General features: G+C 49.0%; 23 protein-coding genes, 1 tRNA gene and 2 rRNA genes. 7 read left to right on the top strand and 19 right to left on the bottom strand.

The window, feature by feature from the left end:
• Nucleotides 1-37: 37 nt before the first annotated feature.
• The 3 genes from DMB82_RS18120 to DMB82_RS18130 all read right to left on the bottom strand — a co-directional run bounded on the left by DMB82_RS18120 (nucleotide 38) and on the right by DMB82_RS18130 (nucleotide 4,933).
• Nucleotides 38-2,944, bottom strand: a 23S ribosomal RNA gene (locus DMB82_RS18120).
• Between the two features lie 231 nt (nucleotides 2,945-3,175).
• A tRNA-Glu gene (locus DMB82_RS18125) sits at nucleotides 3,176-3,251 on the bottom strand.
• A gap of 140 nt (nucleotides 3,252-3,391) precedes the next feature.
• Nucleotides 3,392-4,933: ribosomal RNA gene (locus DMB82_RS18130) — 16S ribosomal RNA — on the bottom strand.
• Together the 16S and 23S rRNA genes with 1 tRNA gene alongside form the textbook arrangement of a ribosomal RNA operon.
• A 506-nt stretch (nucleotides 4,934-5,439) precedes the next feature.
• Here DMB82_RS18130 and DMB82_RS18135 point away from each other — a divergent pair.
• Both DMB82_RS18135 and DMB82_RS18140 read left to right on the top strand, forming a co-directional pair.
• Entirely contained in the window at nucleotides 5,440-5,988 is a 549-nt protein-coding gene (locus tag DMB82_RS18135; RefSeq protein ID WP_102119285.1) for a gamma carbonic anhydrase family protein, read from the top strand.
• Nucleotides 5,989-6,073: 85 nt separating this feature from the next.
• Nucleotides 6,074-7,282 carry an IS256 family transposase gene (locus DMB82_RS18140; RefSeq protein WP_228400018.1) on the top strand — a complete coding sequence of 403 codons (1,209 nt, stop codon included), beginning with the start codon at nucleotides 6,074-6,076 and terminating at the stop codon, nucleotides 7,280-7,282.
• Between the two features lie 25 nt (nucleotides 7,283-7,307).
• Here the strand turns inward: DMB82_RS18140 and DMB82_RS18145 are convergent, their stop codons facing one another.
• The 6 genes from DMB82_RS18145 to dprA are packed head-to-tail and all read right to left on the bottom strand — an operon-like array spanning nucleotide 7,308 to nucleotide 11,103.
• On the bottom strand, nucleotides 7,308-7,553 hold the full coding sequence (locus DMB82_RS18145; protein ID WP_116164899.1) for a DUF1488 family protein: 246 nt from the start codon (nucleotides 7,551-7,553) through the stop codon (nucleotides 7,308-7,310).
• A complete protein-coding gene (gene aroE / locus DMB82_RS18150; protein ID WP_102119287.1) occupies nucleotides 7,550-8,377 on the bottom strand; it encodes a shikimate dehydrogenase in 828 nt (275 codons plus the stop codon). Before aroE ends, DMB82_RS18145 begins: the two co-directional genes overlap by 4 nt.
• Nucleotides 8,378-8,396: 19 nt before the next feature.
• A complete protein-coding gene (gene tsaC / locus DMB82_RS18155) occupies nucleotides 8,397-8,966 on the bottom strand; it encodes an L-threonylcarbamoyladenylate synthase type 1 TsaC (RefSeq protein ID WP_102119288.1) in 570 nt (189 codons plus the stop codon).
• Nucleotides 8,959-9,516 (bottom strand): DNA topoisomerase family protein, encoded by a 558-nt coding sequence (locus DMB82_RS18160; protein WP_102119289.1) that lies wholly within the window; start codon nucleotides 9,514-9,516, stop codon nucleotides 8,959-8,961. The genes tsaC and DMB82_RS18160 overlap by 8 nt, the downstream gene beginning before the upstream one ends.
• Nucleotides 9,517-9,536: 20 nt before the next feature.
• On the bottom strand, nucleotides 9,537-10,010 hold the full coding sequence (locus DMB82_RS18165) for a DUF494 family protein (RefSeq protein ID WP_102119290.1): 474 nt from the start codon (nucleotides 10,008-10,010) through the stop codon (nucleotides 9,537-9,539).
• Nucleotides 9,982-11,103 carry a DNA-protecting protein DprA gene (gene dprA / locus DMB82_RS18170; protein ID WP_102119291.1) on the bottom strand — a complete coding sequence of 374 codons (1,122 nt, stop codon included), beginning with the start codon at nucleotides 11,101-11,103 and terminating at the stop codon, nucleotides 9,982-9,984. The genes DMB82_RS18165 and dprA overlap by 29 nt, the downstream gene beginning before the upstream one ends.
• Nucleotides 11,104-11,231: 128 nt before the next feature.
• Between dprA and def the strand changes: the two genes are divergently transcribed.
• From def to mscL, 5 genes are all read left to right on the top strand, one after another.
• Nucleotides 11,232-11,744, top strand: a complete 513-nt coding sequence (gene def / locus DMB82_RS18175) for a peptide deformylase (protein ID WP_102119292.1) — start codon at nucleotides 11,232-11,234, stop codon at nucleotides 11,742-11,744.
• Between the two features lie 23 nt (nucleotides 11,745-11,767).
• Nucleotides 11,768-12,715 carry a methionyl-tRNA formyltransferase gene (gene fmt, locus DMB82_RS18180; protein ID WP_116164897.1) on the top strand — a complete coding sequence of 316 codons (948 nt, stop codon included), beginning with the start codon at nucleotides 11,768-11,770 and terminating at the stop codon, nucleotides 12,713-12,715.
• A gap of 67 nt (nucleotides 12,716-12,782) precedes the next feature.
• Nucleotides 12,783-14,072: a 16S rRNA (cytosine(967)-C(5))-methyltransferase RsmB gene (rsmB, locus tag DMB82_RS18185; protein ID WP_102119294.1), complete on the top strand. Its 1,290-nt coding sequence runs from the start codon at nucleotides 12,783-12,785 to the stop codon at nucleotides 14,070-14,072.
• 56 nt (nucleotides 14,073-14,128) lie between these two features.
• Nucleotides 14,129-15,505, top strand: coding sequence for a Trk system potassium transporter TrkA (trkA, locus tag DMB82_RS18190; RefSeq protein WP_102119295.1), 1,377 nt, complete (start codon nucleotides 14,129-14,131; stop codon nucleotides 15,503-15,505).
• Nucleotides 15,506-15,596: 91 nt separating this feature from the next.
• Nucleotides 15,597-16,010, top strand: a complete 414-nt coding sequence (gene mscL, locus DMB82_RS18195; RefSeq protein ID WP_102119296.1) for a large-conductance mechanosensitive channel protein MscL — start codon at nucleotides 15,597-15,599, stop codon at nucleotides 16,008-16,010.
• Nucleotides 16,011-16,040: 30 nt separating this feature from the next.
• On the opposite strand, the gene DMB82_RS18200 is transcribed toward mscL, so the two are convergent.
• From DMB82_RS18200 to rpmD, 10 genes are all read right to left on the bottom strand, one after another.
• Entirely contained in the window at nucleotides 16,041-16,253 is a 213-nt protein-coding gene (locus DMB82_RS18200; RefSeq protein ID WP_102119297.1) for an alternative ribosome-rescue factor A, read from the bottom strand.
• Nucleotides 16,254-16,460: 207 nt separating this feature from the next.
• Nucleotides 16,461-16,853: a 50S ribosomal protein L17 gene (gene rplQ / locus DMB82_RS18205; protein WP_005970246.1), complete on the bottom strand. Its 393-nt coding sequence runs from the start codon at nucleotides 16,851-16,853 to the stop codon at nucleotides 16,461-16,463.
• Nucleotides 16,854-16,893: 40 nt separating this feature from the next.
• Entirely contained in the window at nucleotides 16,894-17,883 is a 990-nt protein-coding gene (locus tag DMB82_RS18210; RefSeq protein WP_102119298.1) for a DNA-directed RNA polymerase subunit alpha, read from the bottom strand.
• Nucleotides 17,884-17,908: 25 nt separating this feature from the next.
• Complete coding sequence (rpsD, locus tag DMB82_RS18215; RefSeq protein WP_010286047.1) at nucleotides 17,909-18,529, bottom strand: 30S ribosomal protein S4; 621 nt, start codon at nucleotides 18,527-18,529, stop codon at nucleotides 17,909-17,911.
• Nucleotides 18,530-18,559: 30 nt separating this feature from the next.
• Nucleotides 18,560-18,949, bottom strand: a complete 390-nt coding sequence (rpsK, locus tag DMB82_RS18220) for a 30S ribosomal protein S11 (protein WP_002919257.1) — start codon at nucleotides 18,947-18,949, stop codon at nucleotides 18,560-18,562.
• Between the two features lie 16 nt (nucleotides 18,950-18,965).
• On the bottom strand, nucleotides 18,966-19,322 hold the full coding sequence (gene rpsM, locus DMB82_RS18225) for a 30S ribosomal protein S13 (RefSeq protein WP_010286058.1): 357 nt from the start codon (nucleotides 19,320-19,322) through the stop codon (nucleotides 18,966-18,968).
• Between the two features lie 146 nt (nucleotides 19,323-19,468).
• On the bottom strand, nucleotides 19,469-19,585 hold the full coding sequence (rpmJ, locus tag DMB82_RS18230) for a 50S ribosomal protein L36 (protein ID WP_002227352.1): 117 nt from the start codon (nucleotides 19,583-19,585) through the stop codon (nucleotides 19,469-19,471).
• 33 nt (nucleotides 19,586-19,618) lie between these two features.
• A complete protein-coding gene (secY, locus tag DMB82_RS18235; RefSeq protein ID WP_010286083.1) occupies nucleotides 19,619-20,950 on the bottom strand; it encodes a preprotein translocase subunit SecY in 1,332 nt (443 codons plus the stop codon).
• Nucleotides 20,951-20,957: 7 nt separating this feature from the next.
• Nucleotides 20,958-21,392: a 50S ribosomal protein L15 gene (rplO, locus tag DMB82_RS18240; protein WP_010286086.1), complete on the bottom strand. Its 435-nt coding sequence runs from the start codon at nucleotides 21,390-21,392 to the stop codon at nucleotides 20,958-20,960.
• Nucleotides 21,393-21,395: 3 nt separating this feature from the next.
• Nucleotides 21,396-21,575, bottom strand: a complete 180-nt coding sequence (gene rpmD, locus DMB82_RS18245) for a 50S ribosomal protein L30 (protein ID WP_004846568.1) — start codon at nucleotides 21,573-21,575, stop codon at nucleotides 21,396-21,398.
• Nucleotides 21,576-21,577 lie beyond the last annotated feature (2 nt).

Here is a 21,577-nt window from a genome sequence, read left to right on the forward strand (position 1 = left end):
TCTCTATGAGTCACTCTCAAAACACCTTCGGTGTTGTAAGGTTAAGCCTCTCGGGTCATTAGTACTGGTTAGCTCAACGTATCGCTACGCTTACACACCCAGCCTATCTACGTCGTCGTCTTCAACGGCCCTTCAGGGGCATCTAGTGCCCAGGGAAGACTCATCTCGAGGCAAGTTTCCCGCTTAGATGCTTTCAGCGGTTATCTCTTCCGCACTTAGCTACCGGGCAATGCAATTGGCATCACAACCCGAACACCAGTGGTGCGTTCACTCCGGTCCTCTCGTACTAGGAGCAACCCCTCTCAATCTTCCAACGCCCACGGCAGATAGGGACCGAACTGTCTCACGACGTTCTAAACCCAGCTCGCGTACCACTTTAAATGGCGAACAGCCATACCCTTGGGACCTACTTCAGCCCCAGGATGTGATGAGCCGACATCGAGGTGCCAAACACCGCCGTCGATATGAACTCTTGGGCGGTATCAGCCTGTTATCCCCGGAGTACCTTTTATCCGTTGAGCGATGGCCCTTCCATTCAGAACCACCGGATCACTAAGACCTGCTTTCGCACCTGCTCGAGCTGTCACTCTCGCAGTCAAGCTAGCTTATGCCTTTGCACTAACCTCCTGATGTCCGACCAGGATTAGCTAACCTTCGTGCTCCTCCGTTACGCTTTGGGAGGAGACCGCCCCAGTCAAACTACCCACCAGACACTGTCCGCAACCCGGATTACGGGCCCACGTTAGAACATCAAACATTAAAGGGTGGTATTTCAAGGTTGGCTCCACAAGAACTGGCGTCCTCGCTTCAAAGCCTCCCACCTATCCTACACATCAAGGCTCAAGGTTCAGTGTCAAGCTATAGTAAAGGTTCACGGGGTCTTTCCGTCTTGCCGCGGGTACACTGCATCTTCACAGCGAGTTCAATTTCACTGAGTCTCGGGTGGAGACAGCCTGGCCATCATTACGCCATTCGTGCAGGTCGGAACTTACCCGACAAGGAATTTCGCTACCTTAGGACCGTTATAGTTACGGCCGCCGTTTACCGGGGCTTCGATCAAGAGCTTCGCCTTGCGGCTGACCCCATCAATTAACCTTCCGGCACCGGGCAGGCGTCACACCGTATACGTCCACTTTCGTGTTTGCACAGTGCTGTGTTTTTATTAAACAGTTGCAGCCAGCTGGTATCTTCGACTGAGTTCAGCTCCGTGAGCACGTCACTTCACCTACCATCAGCGTGCCTTCTCCCGAAGTTACGGCACCATTTTGCCTAGTTCCTTCACCCGAGTTCTCTCAAGCGCCTGAGTATTCTCTACCTGACCACCTGTGTCGGTTTGGGGTACGATTTGATGTTACCTGGAGCTTAGAGGCTTTTCCTGGAAGCGTAGCATTGGTTACTTCATCACCGTAGTGACTCGTCATCACGCCTCAGTGTTAATGACGACCCGGATTTACCAAGGTCATCCACCTTCACGCTTAAACCGGGACAACCGTCGCCCGGATAACCTAGCTTTCTCCGTCCCCCCTTCGCAGTAACACCGAGTACAGGAATATTAACCTGTTTCCCATCGACTACGCTTTTCAGCCTCGCCTTAGGGGTCGACTCACCCTGCCCCGATTAACGTTGGACAGGAACCCTTGGTCTTCCGGCGTGCGGGTTTTTCACCCGCATTATCGTTACTTATGTCAGCATTCGCACTTCTGATACCTCCAGCAGCCCTCACAGGCCACCTTCGACGGCTTACAGAACGCTCCCCTACCCAACAACACCTAAGTGTCGCTGCCGCAGCTTCGGTGCATGGTTTAGCCCCGTTACATCTTCCGCGCAGGCCGACTCGACCAGTGAGCTATTACGCTTTCTTTAAATGATGGCTGCTTCTAAGCCAACATCCTGGCTGTCTATGCCTTCCCACATCGTTTCCCACTTAACCATGACTTTGGGACCTTAGCTGGCGGTCTGGGTTGTTTCCCTCTTCACGACGAACGTTAGCACCCGCCGTGTGTCTCCCGTGATAACATTCTTCGGTATTCGGAGTTTGCATCGGGTTGGTAAGTCGGGATGACCCCCTAGCCGAAACAGTGCTCTACCCCCGAAGATGAATTCACGAGGCGCTACCTAAATAGCTTTCGGGGAGAACCAGCTATCTCCCGGTTTGATTGGCCTTTCACCCCCAGCCACAAGTCATCCGCTAATTTTTCAACATTAGTCGGTTCGGTCCTCCAGTTAGTGTTACCCAACCTTCAACCTGCCCATGGCTAGATCACCGGGTTTCGGGTCTATACCCTGCAACTTAACGCCCAGTTAAGACTCGGTTTCCCTGCGGCTCCCCTATACGGTTAACCTTGCTACAGAATATAAGTCGCTGACCCATTATACAAAAGGTACGCAGTCACCTAACAAGTAGGCTCCCACTGCTTGTACGTACACGGTTTCAGGTTCTATTTCACTCCCCTCGCCGGGGTTCTTTTCGCCTTTCCCTCACGGTACTGGTTCACTATCGGTCAGTCAGGAGTATTTAGCCTTGGAGGATGGTCCCCCCATATTCAGACAGGATGTCACGTGTCCCGCCCTACTCATCGAACTCACAACTTGTGCATTTTTGTGTACGGGACTATCACCCTTTACTGTGCGACTTTCCAGACGCTTCCACTAACACACAAACTGATTCAGGTTCTGGGCTCCTCCCCGTTCGCTCGCCGCTACTGGGGGAATCTCGGTTGATTTCTTTTCCTCGGGGTACTGAGATGTTTCAGTTCCCCCGGTTCGCCTCATGACACTATGTATTCATGTCATGATAGTGTGTCGAAACACACTGGGTTTCCCCATTCGGGTATCGTCGGGTATAACGCTTCATATCAGCTTACCGACGCTTATCGCAGATTAGCACGCCCTTCATCGCCTCTGACTGCCTAGGCATCCACCGTGTACGCTTAGTCGCTTAACCTCACAACCCGAAGGTGTCTTTAATAAATAAAGCCAACGTCGCGCTGCGATTATTTGAGAGACTCATTGACGCACTGATACACCATTCATACCCGCAGGTACCAATGCATGTTCAGCTGTCATGTTTCAATTTTCAGCTTGTTCCAGATTGTTAAAGAGCAATATCGTAAACATGACTCCGAAGAATCATCTTTAAGATATTCATGATAATGTCTTTCACTCATTATCGGATTGGCGTCCCCAAGGGGATTCGAACCCCTGTTACAGCCGTGAAAGGGCAGTGTCCTAGGCCTCTAGACGATGGGGACACGAAAAATCCGTACCGAATCAGAAATTCGGCACTATCGCGTCAGCATGAGTTTACACTCATCGCATCAACAGGTGCGCTTGCTCAGTATTTTCATCAGACAATCTGTGTGAGCACTTCACTTAACACACATCTTCTTGGTAAGGAGGTGATCCAACCGCAGGTTCCCCTACGGTTACCTTGTTACGACTTCACCCCAGTCATGAATCACAAAGTGGTAAGCGCCCTCCCGAAGGTTAAGCTACCTACTTCTTTTGCAACCCACTCCCATGGTGTGACGGGCGGTGTGTACAAGGCCCGGGAACGTATTCACCGTAGCATTCTGATCTACGATTACTAGCGATTCCGACTTCATGGAGTCGAGTTGCAGACTCCAATCCGGACTACGACGTACTTTATGAGGTCCGCTTGCTCTCGCGAGGTCGCTTCTCTTTGTATACGCCATTGTAGCACGTGTGTAGCCCTACTCGTAAGGGCCATGATGACTTGACGTCATCCCCACCTTCCTCCGGTTTATCACCGGCAGTCTCCTTTGAGTTCCCGACCGAATCGCTGGCAACAAAGGATAAGGGTTGCGCTCGTTGCGGGACTTAACCCAACATTTCACAACACGAGCTGACGACAGCCATGCAGCACCTGTCTCACAGTTCCCGAAGGCACTAAGGTATCTCTACCAAATTCTGTGGATGTCAAGAGTAGGTAAGGTTCTTCGCGTTGCATCGAATTAAACCACATGCTCCACCGCTTGTGCGGGCCCCCGTCAATTCATTTGAGTTTTAACCTTGCGGCCGTACTCCCCAGGCGGTCGATTTAACGCGTTAGCTCCGGAAGCCACGCCTCAAGGGCACAACCTCCAAATCGACATCGTTTACAGCGTGGACTACCAGGGTATCTAATCCTGTTTGCTCCCCACGCTTTCGCACCTGAGCGTCAGTCTTTGTCCAGGGGGCCGCCTTCGCCACCGGTATTCCTCCAGATCTCTACGCATTTCACCGCTACACCTGGAATTCTACCCCCCTCTACAAGACTCTAGCCTGTCAGTTTTGAATGCAGTTCCCAGGTTAAGCCCGGGGATTTCACATCCAACTTAACAGACCGCCTGCGTGCGCTTTACGCCCAGTCATTCCGATTAACGCTTGCACCCTCCGTATTACCGCGGCTGCTGGCACGGAGTTAGCCGGTGCTTCTTCTGCGGGTAACGTCAATCGATAAGGTTATTAACCTCACCGCCTTCCTCCCCGCTGAAAGTGCTTTACAACCCGAAGGCCTTCTTCACACACGCGGCATGGCTGCATCAGGCTTGCGCCCATTGTGCAATATTCCCCACTGCTGCCTCCCGTAGGAGTCTGGACCGTGTCTCAGTTCCAGTGTGGCTGGTCATCCTCTCAGACCAGCTAGGGATCGTCGCCTAGGTGAGCCATTACCTCACCTACTAGCTAATCCCATCTGGGCACATCCGATGGCGAGAGGCCCTAAGGTCCCCCTCTTTGGTCCGAAGACGTTATGCGGTATTAGCTACCGTTTCCAGTAGTTATCCCCCTCCATCAGGCAGTTTCCCAGACATTACTCACCCGTCCGCCGCTCGTCACCCAGAGAGCAAGCTCTCCTGTGCTACCGCTCGACTTGCATGTGTTAGGCCTGCCGCCAGCGTTCAATCTGAGCCATGATCAAACTCTTCAATTTAAGATTTGTTTGATTTGCTGAACTCGTCAGCGATGCTCAAAGAATTAGTCACTGTTCATTCGTAATGAATTTTACTGTTGTTCACTCTTCAAGACTTTTTTATATCGTTAAGATACGGTCTTGTGAGTGCCCACACAGATTGTCTGATTATATTGTTAAAGAGCAGTGCGTTGCGGTCTTAACCACTTCGCGAGGTGGCGTATATTACGCTTTTCACCTTCAGAGTCAACGCTTATTTTAAAGCGTTTTCCCTTTCTTTATCGACCCGGTTGTGTGTTCACAGCGCCGTGTCGATGGAGGCGCATTATAGGGATCCGTTTTCGTTACACAACAACTTTCTTGATCTTTTTTTCTGTTCGCGTGTTTTTCGACCCTTTCGATGAGATCTTACTCGATCCAAGCCACTTTTCAGTTGCCGACATCCCATATCTGTCGATATTTTGTCTAAAACGAATCATCAGTATGTGGCAAATAACTACATATGCTAAATAACTACGAGGTTATCGATGAGTACAAAAACATTCCGTCGTTATAACGGTATTTCTCCCGTTTTAGGCGAAAGAGTCATGGTCGATCATTCCAGCGTGGTGATTGGCAAGGTAACACTAGGCGATGATGTCGGCATCTGGCCCCTTGTCGCCATACGCGGTGATGTTAACTACATTGCTATTGGTGCAAGGAGTAATGTTCAGGACGGTTCTGTACTTCATGTCACCCACTGCTCAGAGAAAAAACCAGAAGGTAATCCACTTATTATTGGTGAAGACGTCACAGTGGGCCATAAAGCGATGCTGCACGGTTGCCAAATAGGAAATCGGGTTTTGGTCGGAATGGGATCAATACTCTTGGATGGAGCAATTGTTGAAGATGATGTCATGATTGGCGCAGGCAGCTTGGTCCCTCCAGGAAAACGGCTAGAGAAGGGACATCTATACCTCGGCAGCCCAGTCAAAAAAATTCGGCCACTCACACAAGAAGAAATAGAAGGGTTGATTTACTCGGCAAAAAACTATGTTCGTTGGAAAGATGAATATCTTGCTCAGGACAATGAGTAATAACCTTCATCATCGAGACTGTAATTTAAATTGTGTATCTGCCTGTTTTTGATATGTTCACTCCAACAACGGAGACAGGCAAACTATGGACGAAAAGAAACTCAAAGCACTCGCTGCTGAACTGGCTAAAGGCCTTAAAACCGAAGCTGACCTGAATGCGTTTTCTCGTATGCTGACAAAGCTTACCGTCGAAACCGCACTCAATGCTGAGTTAACCGAACACCTCGGACACGAGAAAAATGCCCCAAAATCAGGCTCGAATACCCGCAACGGTTATTCCTCCAAAACGCTGTTATGCGACGATGGTGAGATTGAACTGAGCACACCCCGTGATCGTGAGAACACCTTCGAACCTCAGCTCATCAAGAAAAACCAGACGCGCATCACGCAGATGGACAGCCAGATTTTATCTCTGTATGCCAAAGGCATGACCACACGGGAAATCGTCGCCACGTTCAAGGAAATGTACGATGCTGATGTCTCACCCACACTGATATCCAAAGTCACCGATGCGGTTAAAGAGCAGGTTACTGAGTGGCAAAACCGGTCATTGGATCCGCTCTATCCTATTGTTTATCTTGACTGTATTGTGGTAAAAGTTCGTCAGGATGGCAGTGTGATTAACAAAGCCGTGTTCCTCGCTCTGGGCATTAATACCGAAGGTCAGAAAGAGCTGCTGGGGATGTGGCTGGCAGAAAATGAAGGCGCAAAGTTCTGGCTAAGTGTGCTGACAGAGCTTAAAAACCGAGGACTTCAAGATATCCTGATTGCCTGTGTGGACGGATTAAAAGGCTTCCCTGATGCGATAAACAGCGTTTACCCTCAGACACACATCCAGCTGTGCATCATCCATATGGTGCGCAACAGCCTGAAATACGTATCATGGAAGGACTACAAAGCCGTTACTGGTGGACTGAAAACAGTGTATCAGGCTCCGACAGAGGAAGCCGCACTGATGGCACTGGATACGTTCGCGGGTCTCTGGGACGATAAATACCCGCAAATCAGCAAAAGCTGGCGTGCGCACTGGGAAAATCTCAACACCTTCTTCGGTTACCCGCCCGATATCCGCAAGGCCATCTACGCCACGAATGCCATTGAGTCACTGAACAGCGTGATCCGACAGGCGACAAAGAAGCGTAAAGTGTTCCCGACAGACGACGCAGTGCGGAAAGTGATTTATCTGGCGATTAAAGATGCCTCAAAAAAATGGAGTATGCCGATCCAAAACTGGCGGCTGGCGATGAGCCGCTTTATTATCGAGTTCGGTGACCGCCTGAGCGATCACCTTTAATACGGTGGCAGTTACACAGAATTATTTACAGGCTCTCATCATCCCATTCTTCAGCAACGATCATTTGTTCCAGTTCATCTTCAAGATCCCATCGATACTCCCTGAACAGTGCCAGCCACCGTTCAGGGCTATCACCGCCATAACGTTGCTGGAGCAGCTCTGCGCTGACTAAACATTCCTGCTGAAAGCCATTCACTAAAACGGGAAAGCGGATCGCCATTACCTTATCATCCCAACTTTCACGATCGGGGAACTGGATCGCCTGATTCATTTAGCAAGATCCTGCTTTAGTAAAGCAATCACGGGCTCCACGTCCGGCATAACACCATGCCAAAGTTTAAACGCATGTGCCGCTTGCCCCACCAGCATTCCCAAACCATCTGCATAATGGAGAGCACCATGCTGTACGCACCATGACAAAAAGGGTGTCAGCTGCGGCAGGTAAAACATGTCATAACAGCACGTTTCCGGCGAAATAAGTTCTGTCGGTAAGTTAGGAACGCTATCGTACATACCAGAAGATGTGGCGTTGATGATCAGATCGAACGACTGCCCCTGTAAATCATCGAGAGCAACAGCGTTAATATCACCAATATCACGGAAGATCTTAGCTAAGGCATCGGCCTTGGAAAAAGTCCTATTCGTCAGCACCACTTTACAGCCATAAGCCAGCAGGGGTTGGATAACACCCCGAGCCGCACCACCCGCACCAACCAGCAAAACACGATCCAACGGCTTCACCAGAGCCAATCGTTGCAGATCGCTGAGCAAACCGATGCCATCGGTATTATCACCAAACAGGCGGCCGTCACTCAATCTCTTCAATGTATTGACCGCCCCCGCAAGCGCGGCACACTCGCTACACTCATCGGCTTCGGCAAAGGCACGCTCTTTAAAGGGTGCTGTCACATTCGCCCCATCAGCACCATCACGAAAATACTGGCGCAGCATCTGCTCAAAATTATCCAGAGGCGCCAACACGCGCTGGTACGTCAACGTTATCCCCGTCTGTACAGCAAATAACTCATGTATGCGAGGTGATTTACTATGCGCAATCGGGTTGCCAAAAACCGCAAAAGACGTTACTTCAGACACGTTCCTCTCCAACTTGTCGTTACCCCTGACGAATAAGCTCGCCTGTTAATACATCCCTGATTTCTGATGGGTTCATTCTTCCGCCAACATCCCCAACCAGCACAGGAAAATCATCACCAAACTGTAGAGAAACTTCCTGAGCCGTGCGGCAGGGAAGTTGACCACTTAAATTAGCGCTGGTCGACACCAACGGTTTACCGTAACGCTGGCACAGTTCCTTGACTAGCGGATGGTCACTAACGCGCACCGCAAGCGAAGAAAATTGCCCCGTTAACCACTGCGGAGTCGTACGTTTTGCTGGCAATACCCAAGTAACCGGACCTGGCCATGTGGAAAACATCACGGCTTTCTGCTCATCGGATAACGCACTGTCATCAATATAAGGAGCCAGTTGGCTAAAATCTGCCGCAATCAGGATCAACCCTTTTTGCCAAGGGCGTTGTTTTAACGCCAGCAGTCGATTAACCGCCACTTCACTATCAGGATCGCATCCCAACCCAAATACCGCTTCAGTCGGGTACGCAATAACCTGCTCGTTATGTAACTCCCGCAAAACGGGAATCATTCGTTCATCAGACACATCACTCATTCTTATCAACTTCTACCGCTATCGGTTTTCCACATAATTTACTGGCACAAAATAGCTTGATACCTTGTGCCGTTTTTTTCTCAAAAAATAAAGCGTAATGGCAATAAGGGCATTCACCCGCTATCGGCTTATGGTTTAACGTAAAGTGGCAATCGGGATAGCGATCGCAAGAATGAAACACCTTGCCGTAGCGAGATTTACGCTGTAACAGCGTGCCTTCATTACACTGTGGACATCGAATCGCCGTATCATCAGGGCGATCGATAGTCTCGGTATGATGGCATTCAGGGTAATTGCCACAGCCGATAAACATCCCATAACGACCTTGCCGTAAGACCAAGATCGACTGACAAAGCGGACATTGCTGCCCATCTAACACTTTGACGATATGTCCATCAGCCTGTGCTTTCAGCGGGCGAATGAACTCACATTCTGGATACGCAGAACAGCCAAGAAATGGGCCGTGCCGACCCGAACGGATAACCAGCACTGACCCACAGTCTGGACACATTTCCTGTTTTTTTTCAGCAAACAGTGCAGGCTTAGCCATTCGAACTATTATTCCTCTGGCTATTGCACATAACCGTCATTGACCTCAAAGAGTAATTCTTCCATTTGCTGATAAGCATTCTCACAACCAGGTACATTGAAAAGCACCATGAGAATGACCCACTTCAGATCTTCCAGATCAAATTCCTGCGTTTCCAACGCCATGATGCGTTCAATAATCATTTCCCGCGTTTCAAGGTTCAGAACCTGAATTTGCTCAAGGAACAATAAAAAGCCACGACATTCTGCATCAAGACGCAGCGCCTCATCCTGCGTATAGATCCGCATAGCCAGAGGATCGTTCGCTAAATAAAGCGGCGCGGTCTGCCCTTCCTGAATATCGGCCAGTTTTTCCAGCCAACTCAACGCGCTATAGATATCGTTACGATGGAATCCAGCGCGAGTGAGGTCATCAGTTAACGTATCCTGATCGACACCCATTTCAGTTTCATTGTGGATGTAGCTCTCAAACAAGTACATGAGTACGTCGAACATGGCCTGCCCTCCTTAATCGGACATAGCCGCCGGGTACTGCTGCGATCCATCCTGCTAACTCCAGCTCCAATAGCTTAGTGACTATCTCTGGCACAGGTTGGCCGGCACGTTCAGCGACAACGTCAACAGGTGTAACCTCATCTCCTACGTTAGCCAACACGTCGGCAAATGGCAATTCGCCATCCTCTTCTTCGTTAGAAATAGTTTGCCCGCTTTGCATCGGCAACCACTGCAATTCACTCACCAACTGTTCAAGAATATCTTTCGGATGTGTAACTAGGCTTGCCCCTTGCTGGATTAACCAGTGTGTCCCCTCAGTCATCGGGTTACCAAGCGGCCCCGGCAAAGCAAAAACCTCCCGCCCTTGCTCCAAAGCATAACGTGCGGTGACCAACGACCCACTGCGGATAGACGCTTCAATGACCAGAACCCCCAGCCCTAGCCCACTGATAATACGGTTTCTTCTGGGAAAGTTGGTTGGGAAAGGCGGCATCGCGAGAGGAAATTCGGAAACCAGCGCGCCACCACCGCCACAAATACGTTCGGCAAGCTTAGCGTGCCGCTTGGGATAAATATTCTCCAGTCCGCTTCCCAGCACGGCAATGGTTCTGCCTCCGGCATCCAAAGCGGCCCGATGGGCAATACCATCAATGCCAATCGCTAGCCCACTTGTCACTGTGAGTTCATTCGCAGCAAGCTCCTGGGCGAAAAAGCATCCCCAACGCTCACCGTAAGCACTGCTCCCTCGGCTACCAATAATTGATATTTGTGGTGATGCCAGCAACTGAGGAGAACCAGAGACAAAAAGCAACAACGGAAAATCACGAATATTGCTCAACAGAAAGGGATACAGGGCATCTTCGCACGTCACGATATGATTATTGGGATGAGACAACCAGTTGAGAGTTTCTTCTATGATCTTACGATCATAGGAACAGAATTGGGCAATTTGAGCATCAGACAGACCTAACGCCCCCAAAGTCTCATTATCGAACGTATTTAAATCAATAAGCTTTCTGACAATCGCCTGAGCACGCCTGGCCCCTAGGTGCCGTACGCCCGTCATACGTAGCCATATTTCCGTTGATAGCATCGGCGCCCCCTACTCAGCTCTGTTCAGATAAGTGCTGCAATTCAGTGCTGATGCTGTCAATCGGGGCAGGAAATGTCTAGAATGAGCGTTAAGACTCTCTCACTATTCAGATACAGATCTAAACATATATGTCAGTTTTGCAGGTATTACATTTTCCAGACGATCGGCTCCGCATCACTGCGCAGCCCGTAAAAGAAGTCAATGCAGATATTCAACGTATCGTGGATGATATGTTCGATACCATGTACGAAGAAGAAGGTATTGGCCTGGCAGCGACACAAGTCAATATTCATCAACGTATTATTGTTATTGACGTCTCTGAAGAACGAGACCAACGACTGGTGCTGATCAATCCCGAGTTGATTGAAAAGAGCGGCGATACTGGCATCGAAGAGGGTTGTCTGTCGATCCCTGAAACGCGTGCGCTGGTTCCTCGTGCAGAGCATGTGAAAGTGCGCGCATTGGATCGTGAAGGTAAGGCGTTCGAACTTGAAGCAAGCGAGTTACTCGCCATTTGTATTCAGCACGAAATGGACCATCTGGTTGGGAAACTGTTTATCGATTACCTTTCCCCGCTTAAACGCCAGCGCATTCGTCAAAAACTGGAAAAACTGGCTAAGCAGAATAGTCGAGCCCGATAATTTTCATCCTGACAGGAAGCACCGTGTCTGATTCTTTACGCATAATCTTTGCCGGAACCCCTGACTTTGCCGCGCGTCACCTCGACGCGCTTTTATCATCGGGCCATGAAGTCGTTGGCGTTTTCACCCAGCCCGATCGTCCAGCAGGCAGGGGCAACAAGCTCACTCCCAGTCCAGTAAAAGTACTGGCAGAGCAGTATAGCCTCCCCGTTTTCCAGCCTAAATCTCTGCGGCCGGAAGAAAATCAAGCGATGGTTCAGGCGTTAAATGCCGATGTTATGGTCGTTGTCGCCTACGGCTTAATTCTGCCGCAGCCCGTATTATCCATGCCTCGTCTTGGCTGCATTAATGTCCACGGATCTCTGTTGCCTCTCTGGCGTGGTGCAGCACCCATTCAGCGCGCATTGTGGGCTGGAGATAGTGAAACCGGTGTGACGATCATGCAAATGGATGTTGGGCTCGATACTGGCGCAATGCTGCACAAAATTTCGTGCCCTATTCTGCAGCAAGATACCAGCGCAACGTTGTACGATAAACTTGCTGAGCTGGGCCCACGTGGCTTATTGGAAACGCTGGAACAGCTTGCTGATGGCAGCGCTGTCGCTGAAGTACAAAATGACGCCCTTGCCACCTATGCAGAAAAGCTCAGCAAAGAAGAAGCACGCCTAAACTGGCAGTTATCTGCTGAGCAGCTTGAGCGCTGTATTCGTGCTTTTAATCCTTGGCCAGTCGGCTATTTCATCGTCGATGAACAGCCAGTGAAAGTCTGGAAAGCTGAGGTCATCGCCAAAGCACATGGCTCACAGCCTGGTACAATCATACAGGCAGACAAGCAGGGCATTCAGGTAGCAACAGCCGATGGCATCTTGAATATTCAGGAATTGCAGCCCGCAGGCAAAAAAGTCATGGGCACGCAGGATCTGCTTAACTCACGTCGTGAGTGGTTCGTTCCCGGTAATACACTGGACTAATCTATTTTTCATACCGGCACCATGCCGGTATATCCTCTCTCTTTTACGTATACGTCATCGCTAACACATGAAAAGCTCATACAATCTACGCAGTATTGCCGCAAAAGTGGTGGGACAGGTTCTGGATCAGGGGCAATCACTCAGTGCCTTATTACCTGTTCATCAGCGTGAAGTCTCCGATAAAGATCGCGCACTTTTGCAAGAGCTTTGCTTCGGCGTATTACGCGTTTTACCGCAGTTGGAATGGTGTATCCAACAACTGATGGCTAAACCTCTGACAGGTAAACAACGCACGCTGCACTACCTCATCATGGTCGGCATCTATCAACTGCAATATACGCGGATCCCGCCACATGCAGCGCTGGCTGAAACAGTAGAAGGTGCTGTGGCGTTAAAAAAACCGCAACTCAAGGGGCTGATTAATGGCGTATTACGCCAATTCCAGCGTCAGCAGGAAGAACTGATCCAACGTGAGGCAACTCACTCATCTCACTACCTGCACCCGAGCTGGCTGCTGGCGCGCATTGAGCGAGCCTATCCAAATCATTGGCAAAACATCGTTGAGGCGAATAATCAACGCCCTCCGATGTGGCTACGAGTGAATCGGTTACACCATACACGTGAAGCATATTTAAACTTGTTAGTACAAGAGGGAATCGAGGCATTTCCTCATGCTGAATACAGCGATGCAATACGACTTGCCTCTCCCTGTGCAGTCGATCAATTGCCAGGATTTTCGCAAGGGTGGGCTACGGTACAAGATGCATCGGCTCAAGGCTGCGTCTATTGGCTCGATCCACAAGATGGTGAACAGATCCTCGATCTCTGCGCTGCACCCGGTGGAAAAACAACACACATTTTAGAAGCTGCACCAAAGTCTCATGTACTCGCTGTCGATGTAGATGAAACACGTTTAGGTCGGGTAAAAGAAAATTTACTACGGCTACAAATGCATGCCGAAGTAAAACAAGGCGATGGACGTTACCCCGACTCATGGTGCGAAGGGCGTATATTTGATCGCATTCTGCTGGATGCCCCTTGCTCAGCCACAGGCGTGATTCGCCGCCATCCTGATATTAAGTGGTTGCGCCGAGACAGAGACATCGAAGAATTAGTCGCATTGCAAAAAGAAATTCTTGATGCCATCTGGCCACATCTCAAAACTGGCGGCACAATGGTTTATGCAACCTGTTCTATCCTTCCACAAGAAAATACCCTACAACTCATTGATTTCCTTTCTCGTCATGCTGATGCAATGCTTGTCGGTACAGGAACAAGTGAGATGCCAGGTATGCAGATGCTTCCCCATGCCGATGGTGGTGATGGTTTCTTTTATGCGAAGCTGGTAAAAAATTAATATTGAACCCAGTATTGTCTGCAACAAACAGCAATTAATAAATGGCATGGCTTATTATGAAAATTATCATTCTTGGCGCAGGTCAGGTCGGCGGAACACTGGCAGAAAACCTTGCTGGCGAAAACAATGACATCACTGTCGTTGATACTGATGCAAATCGGTTACGCCAGCTTCAAGATAAATTTGATCTACGTGTCGTTACGGGCTATGCCTCTCACCCACGAGTGCTGCGTGAGGCGGGAGCGGAAGATGCCGATATGCTGGTTGCTGTTACCAATTCAGATGAAACGAATATGGTAGCCTGCCAGATCGCGTACTCGCTTTTCAAAACACCAAACCGGATTGCGCGCATTCGTGCAGCTGAATACATACGTGAATCAGAACAGCTGTTTTTACCAGAAGCGGTTCCCATCGATCACCTGATCTCCCCGGAACAGTTGGTAATCGATAACATTTACAAACTGATCGAATATCCTGGAGCACTTCAGGTCGTCAACTTTGCTGAAGGCAAAGTGAGTCTTGCTGCAGTTAACGCTTACTATGGTGGCCCACTGGTTGGTAATGCCCTCACCTCTCTGCGTGAACACATTCCTCACGTAGATACCCGCGTTGCGGCTATTTTTCGTCACGATCGCCCAATTCGCCCACAGGGTTCCACCATCATCGAAGCTGGAGATGAGGTGTTTTTTGTCGCCGCTTCACAGCATATTCGTGCGGTAATGAGCGAGCTGCAGCGCCTTGAAAAGCCGTATAAAAGGATCATGATCGTTGGTGGTGGGAACGTCGGTGCAGGATTAGCGCAGCGGTTAGAAAAGGACTACAGCATCAAGTTGATAGAAAGAAATGCAGACAGAGCTGTGGAACTGGCTGAGCTTCTGCAAAATACGGTCGTATTCCATGGCGATGCTTCAGATCAAGAACTCCTTGCCGAAGAGCATATTGAGCAGATCGATGTATTCATCGCTATTACCAACGATGACGAAGCGAATATTATGTCAGCTATGCTGGCTAAACGCATGGGCGCGAAAAAAGTCATGGTACTGATCCAACGTCGGGCTTATGTCGATCTGGTTCAGGGTAGCGTCATCGATGTCGCAATATCCCCACAACAGGCAACAATTTCTGCGCTGCTCAGCCACGTCCGCAAGGCGGATATCGTCAGCGTATCTTCTTTACGTCGTGGCGTAGCCGAAGCAATCGAGGCAATCGCCCACGGAGATGAGGGCACATCGAAAGTTGTCGGCAGAATGATCGAAGATATTAAACTTCCACCCGGTACCACTATAGGCGCAATTGTGCGCGGTGACGACGTCATCATTGCCAATACAAATAGCAAAATTGAACAAGGTGATCATGTCATCATGTTCTTGGCTGACAAGAAATTTGTGCCTGATGTTGAACGTCTATTTCAACCAAGTCCCTTCTTTTTGTAATGTGGGAACAGATTTATTGCTAATCGATAATCTGGTAAAGATACGGCTAGTGGTTGGAATTAATTTATAATTTTTGGCAAGGAGAACGGATATGGGCATCATCAAAGAATTCAGAGAGTTTGCCATGCGTGGCAACGTTGTTGATTTGGCAGTGGGTGTCATTATTGGTGCAGCTTTCGGCAAGATCGTTTCTTCTCTGGTATCAGATATTATTATGCCACCGCTTGGGCTTTTGATTGGTGGTGTGGATTTTAAACAATTCAGCCTTATTCTTCGTGACGCCCAAGGCGAAATTCCCGCTGTTGTCATGAACTATGGCGCTTTCATCCAGAATATTTTCGACTTTATCATCGTCGCTTTCGCAATTTTTATAGCTATCAAGCTTATGAATAAAATGCGACGTAAACAGGAAGATATACCAGCCGCACCGCCAAAGCCTAGCACAGAAGAGAAACTATTAGCTGAAATTCGCGATTTACTTAAAGAACAACAGCCCAAACAGTAAAAATTGAGTTTCTATTTAACCTCTGCTTCATTACGCAAAAAGTAGAAAGGCCAGAGGTAAATAATCATTTGATTGCTTACCACTGGCCTCCCAACTACCTTTCTTAATATGCTTGTCTTTTCTACGATAACTTCCTTTCCCTTTTTCATTCACTTCAATTCGTTGGCGAAACAGCGGGTCATGTAGCAATGCCTCAATGGCGTTATCCTGTATTTTCCCGCGTTTATGACGGTATGTGGTCATCATTACTCCTAAGGAACTCGGGTTAGTATGTGCGTCAATAAAACGTGTAGAGTATATAGTCGAAATGGGTAGATGAGAACAGGTGGGGTGTATTTTTCAGTTCACTCAGACACAGATAGTTGCTTACCATGTATATTTATGCGCAAGCATGACTTATTTCAGATATAAAAAAACCGGGTTTCCCCGGCTTTTTTACGCTCTTACAGATTACTCTGCAGTAGCCACTTCTTCTGTCTGCGAAACTGAACGATCAACGAGCTCGATGTATGCCATCGGCGCATTGTCACCAGCACGGAAACCACACTTCAGAATACGAGTGTAACCACCGGCACGGCTCGCGAAACGCGGGCCCAGTTCATTAAACAGTTTTGCCACGATCTCATTATCACGAGTACGGGCGAATGCCAGACGACGATTAGCAACGCTGTCGGTCTTGGCAAGAGTAATCAGCGGTTCAACAACGCGACGCAGCTCTTTCGCTTTCGGCAGGGTCGTCTTGATGATTTCATGACGAACCAAAGAACTAGCCATGTTACGGAACATAGCCTGGCGATGGCTGCTGTTACGGTTCAGTTGACGACCACTCTTACGATGGCGCATGACCTTATCCTTCTCAGTAAAACCTTAACCTGTGATCTGGTTACTCATCAGCAATGCTTGCCGGTGGCCAGTTTTCCAAGCGCATGCCCAGAGACAAACCACGGGAAGCCAGTACATCTTTAATCTCAGTAAGAGATTTTTTACCCAGGTTCGGCGTTTTAAGCAGCTCAACCTCGGTACGCTGTACCAGATCACCGATGTAGTGGATAGCTTCTGCCTTAAGGCAGTTAGCAGAGCGGACAGTCAATTCCAGATCGTCAACAGGGCGCAGCAAAATCGGATCGAATTCTGGTTTCTCTTCTTTCACTTCTGGCTGACGAACATCACGTAAGTCAACAAAAGCTTCAAGTTGTTCAGCCAGAATGGTAGCCGCACGGCGGATCGCCTCTTCAGGATCGATCGTGCCATTGGTTTCCATTTCGATGACTAGCTTGTCCAGATCAGTACGCTGTTCAACACGAGCTGCTTCAACATTGTAGGCAATACGTTCTACAGGGCTGTAGCAAGCATCAACTAACAGACGACCGATCGGGCGCTCATCTTCTTCCGTATGAATACGGGCAGATGCCGGCACATAACCACGACCACGTTGAACTTTGATACGCATGCTAATAGATGCGTTTTCATCAGTCAGGTTGCAAATTAAGTGCTGCGGCTTGACGATTTCGACATCACCATCATGGATAATGTCGGCTGCAGTCACAGGGCCAATGCCAGATTTATTCAGGGTAAGAATAACTTCATCTTTGCCTTGAACTCTCACCGCCAGCCCTTTCAGGTTGAGCAGGATTTCCAGGATATCTTCCTGTACGCCTTCTTTGGTGCTGTACTCATGCAGTACACCATCAATCTCAACCTCGGTCACCGCGCAACCTGGCATGGATGAAAGCAGAATACGGCGCAGTGCGTTGCCAAGAGTATGGCCGAAGCCCCGCTCTAATGGCTCAAGGGTCACCTTGGCGTGCGTCGAACTCACTTGCTCGATATCAACCAGGCGCGGTTTTAGAAACTCTGTCACAGAACCCTGCATTGTGTCCTCTCTTTGGTACTAAGCTTTACTTGGAGTAAAGCTCGACGATCAGGTGTTCATTAATGTCCGCAGACAGATCGGTACGTTCAGGAATACGTTTGAACACACCTTCCATCTTGGCAGCATCAACTTCCAGCCAAGTTGGCTTTTCACGCTGTTCAGCCAGCTCCAGAGCGGCTTTCACGCGAGATTGCTTTTTCGCTTTCTCACGGATGCTGACTACGTCATTCGGGGATACCTGATAAGAAGCGATGCTAACAACGCGACCGTTTACCATGATAGCTTTGTGGCTTACCATCTGACGTGCTTCAGCACGAGTGGCACCAAAACCCATACGATAAACAACGTTATCCAGACGACCTTCCAGCAGTTGCAGCAGGTTTGCACCTGTGTTGCCTTTAAGACGTGCAGCTTCTTTATAATAGTTACGGAACTGACGCTCCAGAACACCGTAGATACGGCGAACTTTTTGCTTTTCACGCAACTGTACACCATAGTCAGACAGACGCGGTTTACGCGCACCGTGCTGGCCAGGAGCTTGTTCAATTTTACACTTGGAATCGATCGCACGAACACCAGACTTCAGAAACAGGTCGGTGCCTTCACGACGGCTCAGCTTGAGCTTAGGACCCAAATATCTTGCCATTTTCTTTCTCCAACAATCCTAAAAGCGGCGTTATACGCGGCGCTTTTTCGGCGGACGACAACCGTTATGAGGGATCGGAGTCACATCAGTAATATTAGTGATGCGGAAACCAGCCGCGTTCAACGCGCGGATAGTAGACTCACGGCCCGGACCAGGTCCTTTAACCATAACTTCCAGGTTCTTAATACCGTACTCTTTCACGGCCTCTGCGCAACGTTCTGCAGCTACCTGAGCAGCGAACGGCGTAGATTTACGAGAACCACGGAAGCCGGAACCACCGGCAGTTGCCCAACCCAGCGCATTACCCTGACGATCAGTAATGGTTACGATGGTGTTGTTGAAAGAAGCATGGATATGAGCCACACCGTCAGAGACTTGCTTTCTGACACGCTTACGTGCACGAATAGGTGCCTTTGCCATTATTCAATCACCCCGATTATTTCTTGATCGGTTTGCGCGGACCCTTACGGGTACGGGCGTTAGTCTTGGTACGCTGACCGCGAACCGGCAGACCACGACGATGACGCAAACCACGATAAGTACCAAGGTCCATAAGACGCTTGATGCTCAGGGTAACTTCACGACGCAGATCACCTTCTACAACAAACTTGGCAACTTCGTCACGCAGCTTATCGATTTGCTCTTCAGACAGCTCACTGATCTTAACATCTTCGGCAATCCCTGTTGCAGCACAAATAGCCTGCGACCGAGTCTTACCGATACCGAAAATCGACGTTAACGCAATAACGGTATGTTTATGATCAGGAATGTTAATGCCTGCTATACGGGCCACTATGCACTCCTACAATTTTATACAGCAACACCATTCTGAAAAGCCCGTTTTCAGGATACTCAAATAATGTTGCAGCTACATACAAAAGATTGGCTGGCTAATCTAGCCAGCTCAATCCAACTTTGCAAGAAAAATATGCGAGATAATCAGCCTTGACGCTGTTTATGCTTCGGCTCGGCACTGCAGATCACACGAACGACACCGTTACGCTTAACAATCTTACAGTTACGACATAATTTCTTGACGGAAGCACGAACTTTCATTTTTACTCTCCGTAACTTCTCAAGCTCGCCTAATTAACGGTTATAGCCTTTCAGGTTTGCTTTCTTCAATGCAGACTCATATTGACTCGACATCATCAGAGTTTGCACTTGAGCCATAAAGTCCATGATGACGACAACAACGATCAATAAAGATGTACCCCCGAAATAGAAAGGTACTTTCATTGCGTCACGCATAAACTCCGGGATCAGGCAGATAAAAGTAATATACATCGCACCAATCAGAGTCAGGCGAGTCATCACTTTATCGATATATTTCGCCGTTTGCTCTCCCGGACGAATTCCTGGCACGAATGCACCGGACTTCTTCAGGTTATCTGCTGTTTCGCGTGGGTTGAAAACCAACGCAGTGTAGAAGAAACAGAAGAAGATGATTGCAGACGCATAGAGTAACACATAAAGCGGTTGTCCGGGCTGCAAATACAGCGAAATAGTTGTCAGCCAGTTCCAACCGGTACCGCCCCCAAACCAAGATGCAATCGTGGCTGGGAACAGAATAATACTGGAGGCGAAGATTGCAGGGATAACCCCAGCCATGTTCACCTTCAGCGGTAAATGCGTACTCTGTGCTGCATAAACACGACGACCCTGTTGACGTTTTGCATAGTTAACGACGATACGACGTTGACCACGCTCAACGAAAACAACGAAGAAGGTTACTGCAAACACTAAAACTGCAACCAACAGCAACAGGAGGAAGTGCAGGTCGCCTTGCCGAGCTTGCTCGATGGTATGGCCAATGGCCGGCGGTAGTCCCGCAACAATACCAGCGAAGATTATGATCGAGATACCGTTACCGATACCACGTTCCGTAATCTGTTCTCCCAGCCACATCAGGAACATTGTCCCAGTAACCAGGCTCACAACAGCGGTAAAATAGAAAGCAAAACCAGGGTTTATCACCAAGTCTTGCATTCCAGGCATATTAGGCAAACCGGTAGCAATACCGATCGACTGGAATATAGCCAATACCAAGGTACCGTAACGAGTATACTGGCTTATCTTACGACGGCCAGCCTCCCCTTCTTTCTTTATTTCTGCCAACGCGGGATGAACCACCGTCAGCAACTGGATAATAATTGACGCCGAAATATACGGCATAATACCCAATGCAAAGATAGAAGCACGGCTGAGAGCACCACCAGAGAACATGTTAAACATTTCAATGATGGTGCCTCGCTGCTGTTCAAGCAATTTGGCAAGCACAGTGGCATCAATACCAGGAATTGGAATAAAAGAGCCAATACGGAAAACAATTAGCGCACCGATAACAAACAAAAGTCTGCGCTTCAGTTCACCAACTCCGCCTTTAGCACTTTGAAAATCTAATCCTGGTTGCTTAGCCATCTGCTACTTATTCCTCAATTTTACCGCCAGCAGTTTCGATAGCAGCACGAGCACCTTTAGTGACACGCAGACCACGAATCGTTACCGGACGAGCAACTTCACCAGACAGAATCACTTTCGCGAACTCAATCTGAATGCCAATAACATTAGCGGCTTTCAGCGTATTCAGGTCAACCACGTCGCCTTCTACTTTAGCTAAATCAGACAGACGAACTTCTGCCGTGATCATCGCTTTGCGAGAAGTAAAACCGAATTTCGGGAGACGACGATACAAAGGCATCTGACCACCTTCAAAACCACGACGTACGCCACCGCCAGAACGAGAGTTCTGACCTTTGTGACCACGGCCACTGGTTTTGCCCAGGCCAGAACCGATACCACGACCTAAACGCTTTGGTGCGTGTTTAGCACCTTCGGCCGGAGACAGAGTATTTAAACGCATCTGTTACTCCTCTACTTTAACCATGTAGGAAACCGCGTTGACCATACCGCGAACCGCAGGAGTATCCTCACGTTCAACTGTATGACCAATACGACGCAGACCCAGGCCAAGCAGTGTCGCCTTATGTTTCGGCAGACGACCGATTGCACTACGGGTTTGAGTAATTTTAATAGTCTTTGCCACGG

It is taken from the genome of Pectobacterium aquaticum, from assembly GCF_003382565.3.
Lineage (GTDB): Bacteria > Pseudomonadota > Gammaproteobacteria > Enterobacterales > Enterobacteriaceae > Pectobacterium > Pectobacterium aquaticum.

Excerpts from the sequence above, each read along its gene's own strand:
- DMB82_RS18210 (WP_102119298.1), bottom strand. The coding sequence starts at position 17,883 with ATGCAGGGTTCTGTGACAGAGTTTCTAAAACCGCGCCTGGTTGATATC.
- dprA (WP_102119291.1), bottom strand. The coding sequence starts at position 11,103 with ATGCTATCAACGGAAATATGGCTACGTATGACGGGCGTACGGCACCTA.
- DMB82_RS18165 (WP_102119290.1), bottom strand. The coding sequence starts at position 10,010 with ATGTTCGACGTACTCATGTACTTGTTTGAGAGCTACATCCACAATGAA.
- DMB82_RS18160 (WP_102119289.1), bottom strand. The coding sequence starts at position 9,516 with ATGGCTAAGCCTGCACTGTTTGCTGAAAAAAAACAGGAAATGTGTCCA.
- rplO (WP_010286086.1), bottom strand. The coding sequence starts at position 21,392 with ATGCGTTTAAATACTCTGTCTCCGGCCGAAGGTGCTAAACACGCACCA.
- DMB82_RS18140 (WP_228400018.1), top strand. The coding sequence starts at position 6,074 with ATGGACGAAAAGAAACTCAAAGCACTCGCTGCTGAACTGGCTAAAGGC.
- rpsD (WP_010286047.1), bottom strand. The coding sequence starts at position 18,529 with ATGGCAAGATATTTGGGTCCTAAGCTCAAGCTGAGCCGTCGTGAAGGC.
- tsaC (WP_102119288.1), bottom strand. The coding sequence starts at position 8,966 with ATGAGTGATGTGTCTGATGAACGAATGATTCCCGTTTTGCGGGAGTTA.
- mscL (WP_102119296.1), top strand. The coding sequence starts at position 15,597 with ATGGGCATCATCAAAGAATTCAGAGAGTTTGCCATGCGTGGCAACGTT.
- DMB82_RS18135 (WP_102119285.1), top strand. The coding sequence starts at position 5,440 with ATGAGTACAAAAACATTCCGTCGTTATAACGGTATTTCTCCCGTTTTA.
- rpsK (WP_002919257.1), bottom strand. The coding sequence starts at position 18,949 with ATGGCAAAGGCACCTATTCGTGCACGTAAGCGTGTCAGAAAGCAAGTC.
- DMB82_RS18145 (WP_116164899.1), bottom strand. The coding sequence starts at position 7,553 with ATGAATCAGGCGATCCAGTTCCCCGATCGTGAAAGTTGGGATGATAAG.
- secY (WP_010286083.1), bottom strand. The coding sequence starts at position 20,950 with ATGGCTAAGCAACCAGGATTAGATTTTCAAAGTGCTAAAGGCGGAGTT.
- def (WP_102119292.1), top strand. The coding sequence starts at position 11,232 with ATGTCAGTTTTGCAGGTATTACATTTTCCAGACGATCGGCTCCGCATC.
- rplQ (WP_005970246.1), bottom strand. The coding sequence starts at position 16,853 with ATGCGCCATCGTAAGAGTGGTCGTCAACTGAACCGTAACAGCAGCCAT.
- trkA (WP_102119295.1), top strand. The coding sequence starts at position 14,129 with ATGAAAATTATCATTCTTGGCGCAGGTCAGGTCGGCGGAACACTGGCA.
- DMB82_RS18200 (WP_102119297.1), bottom strand. The coding sequence starts at position 16,253 with ATGACCACATACCGTCATAAACGCGGGAAAATACAGGATAACGCCATT.
- rsmB (WP_102119294.1), top strand. The coding sequence starts at position 12,783 with ATGAAAAGCTCATACAATCTACGCAGTATTGCCGCAAAAGTGGTGGGA.
- rpmJ (WP_002227352.1), bottom strand. The coding sequence starts at position 19,585 with ATGAAAGTTCGTGCTTCCGTCAAGAAATTATGTCGTAACTGTAAGATT.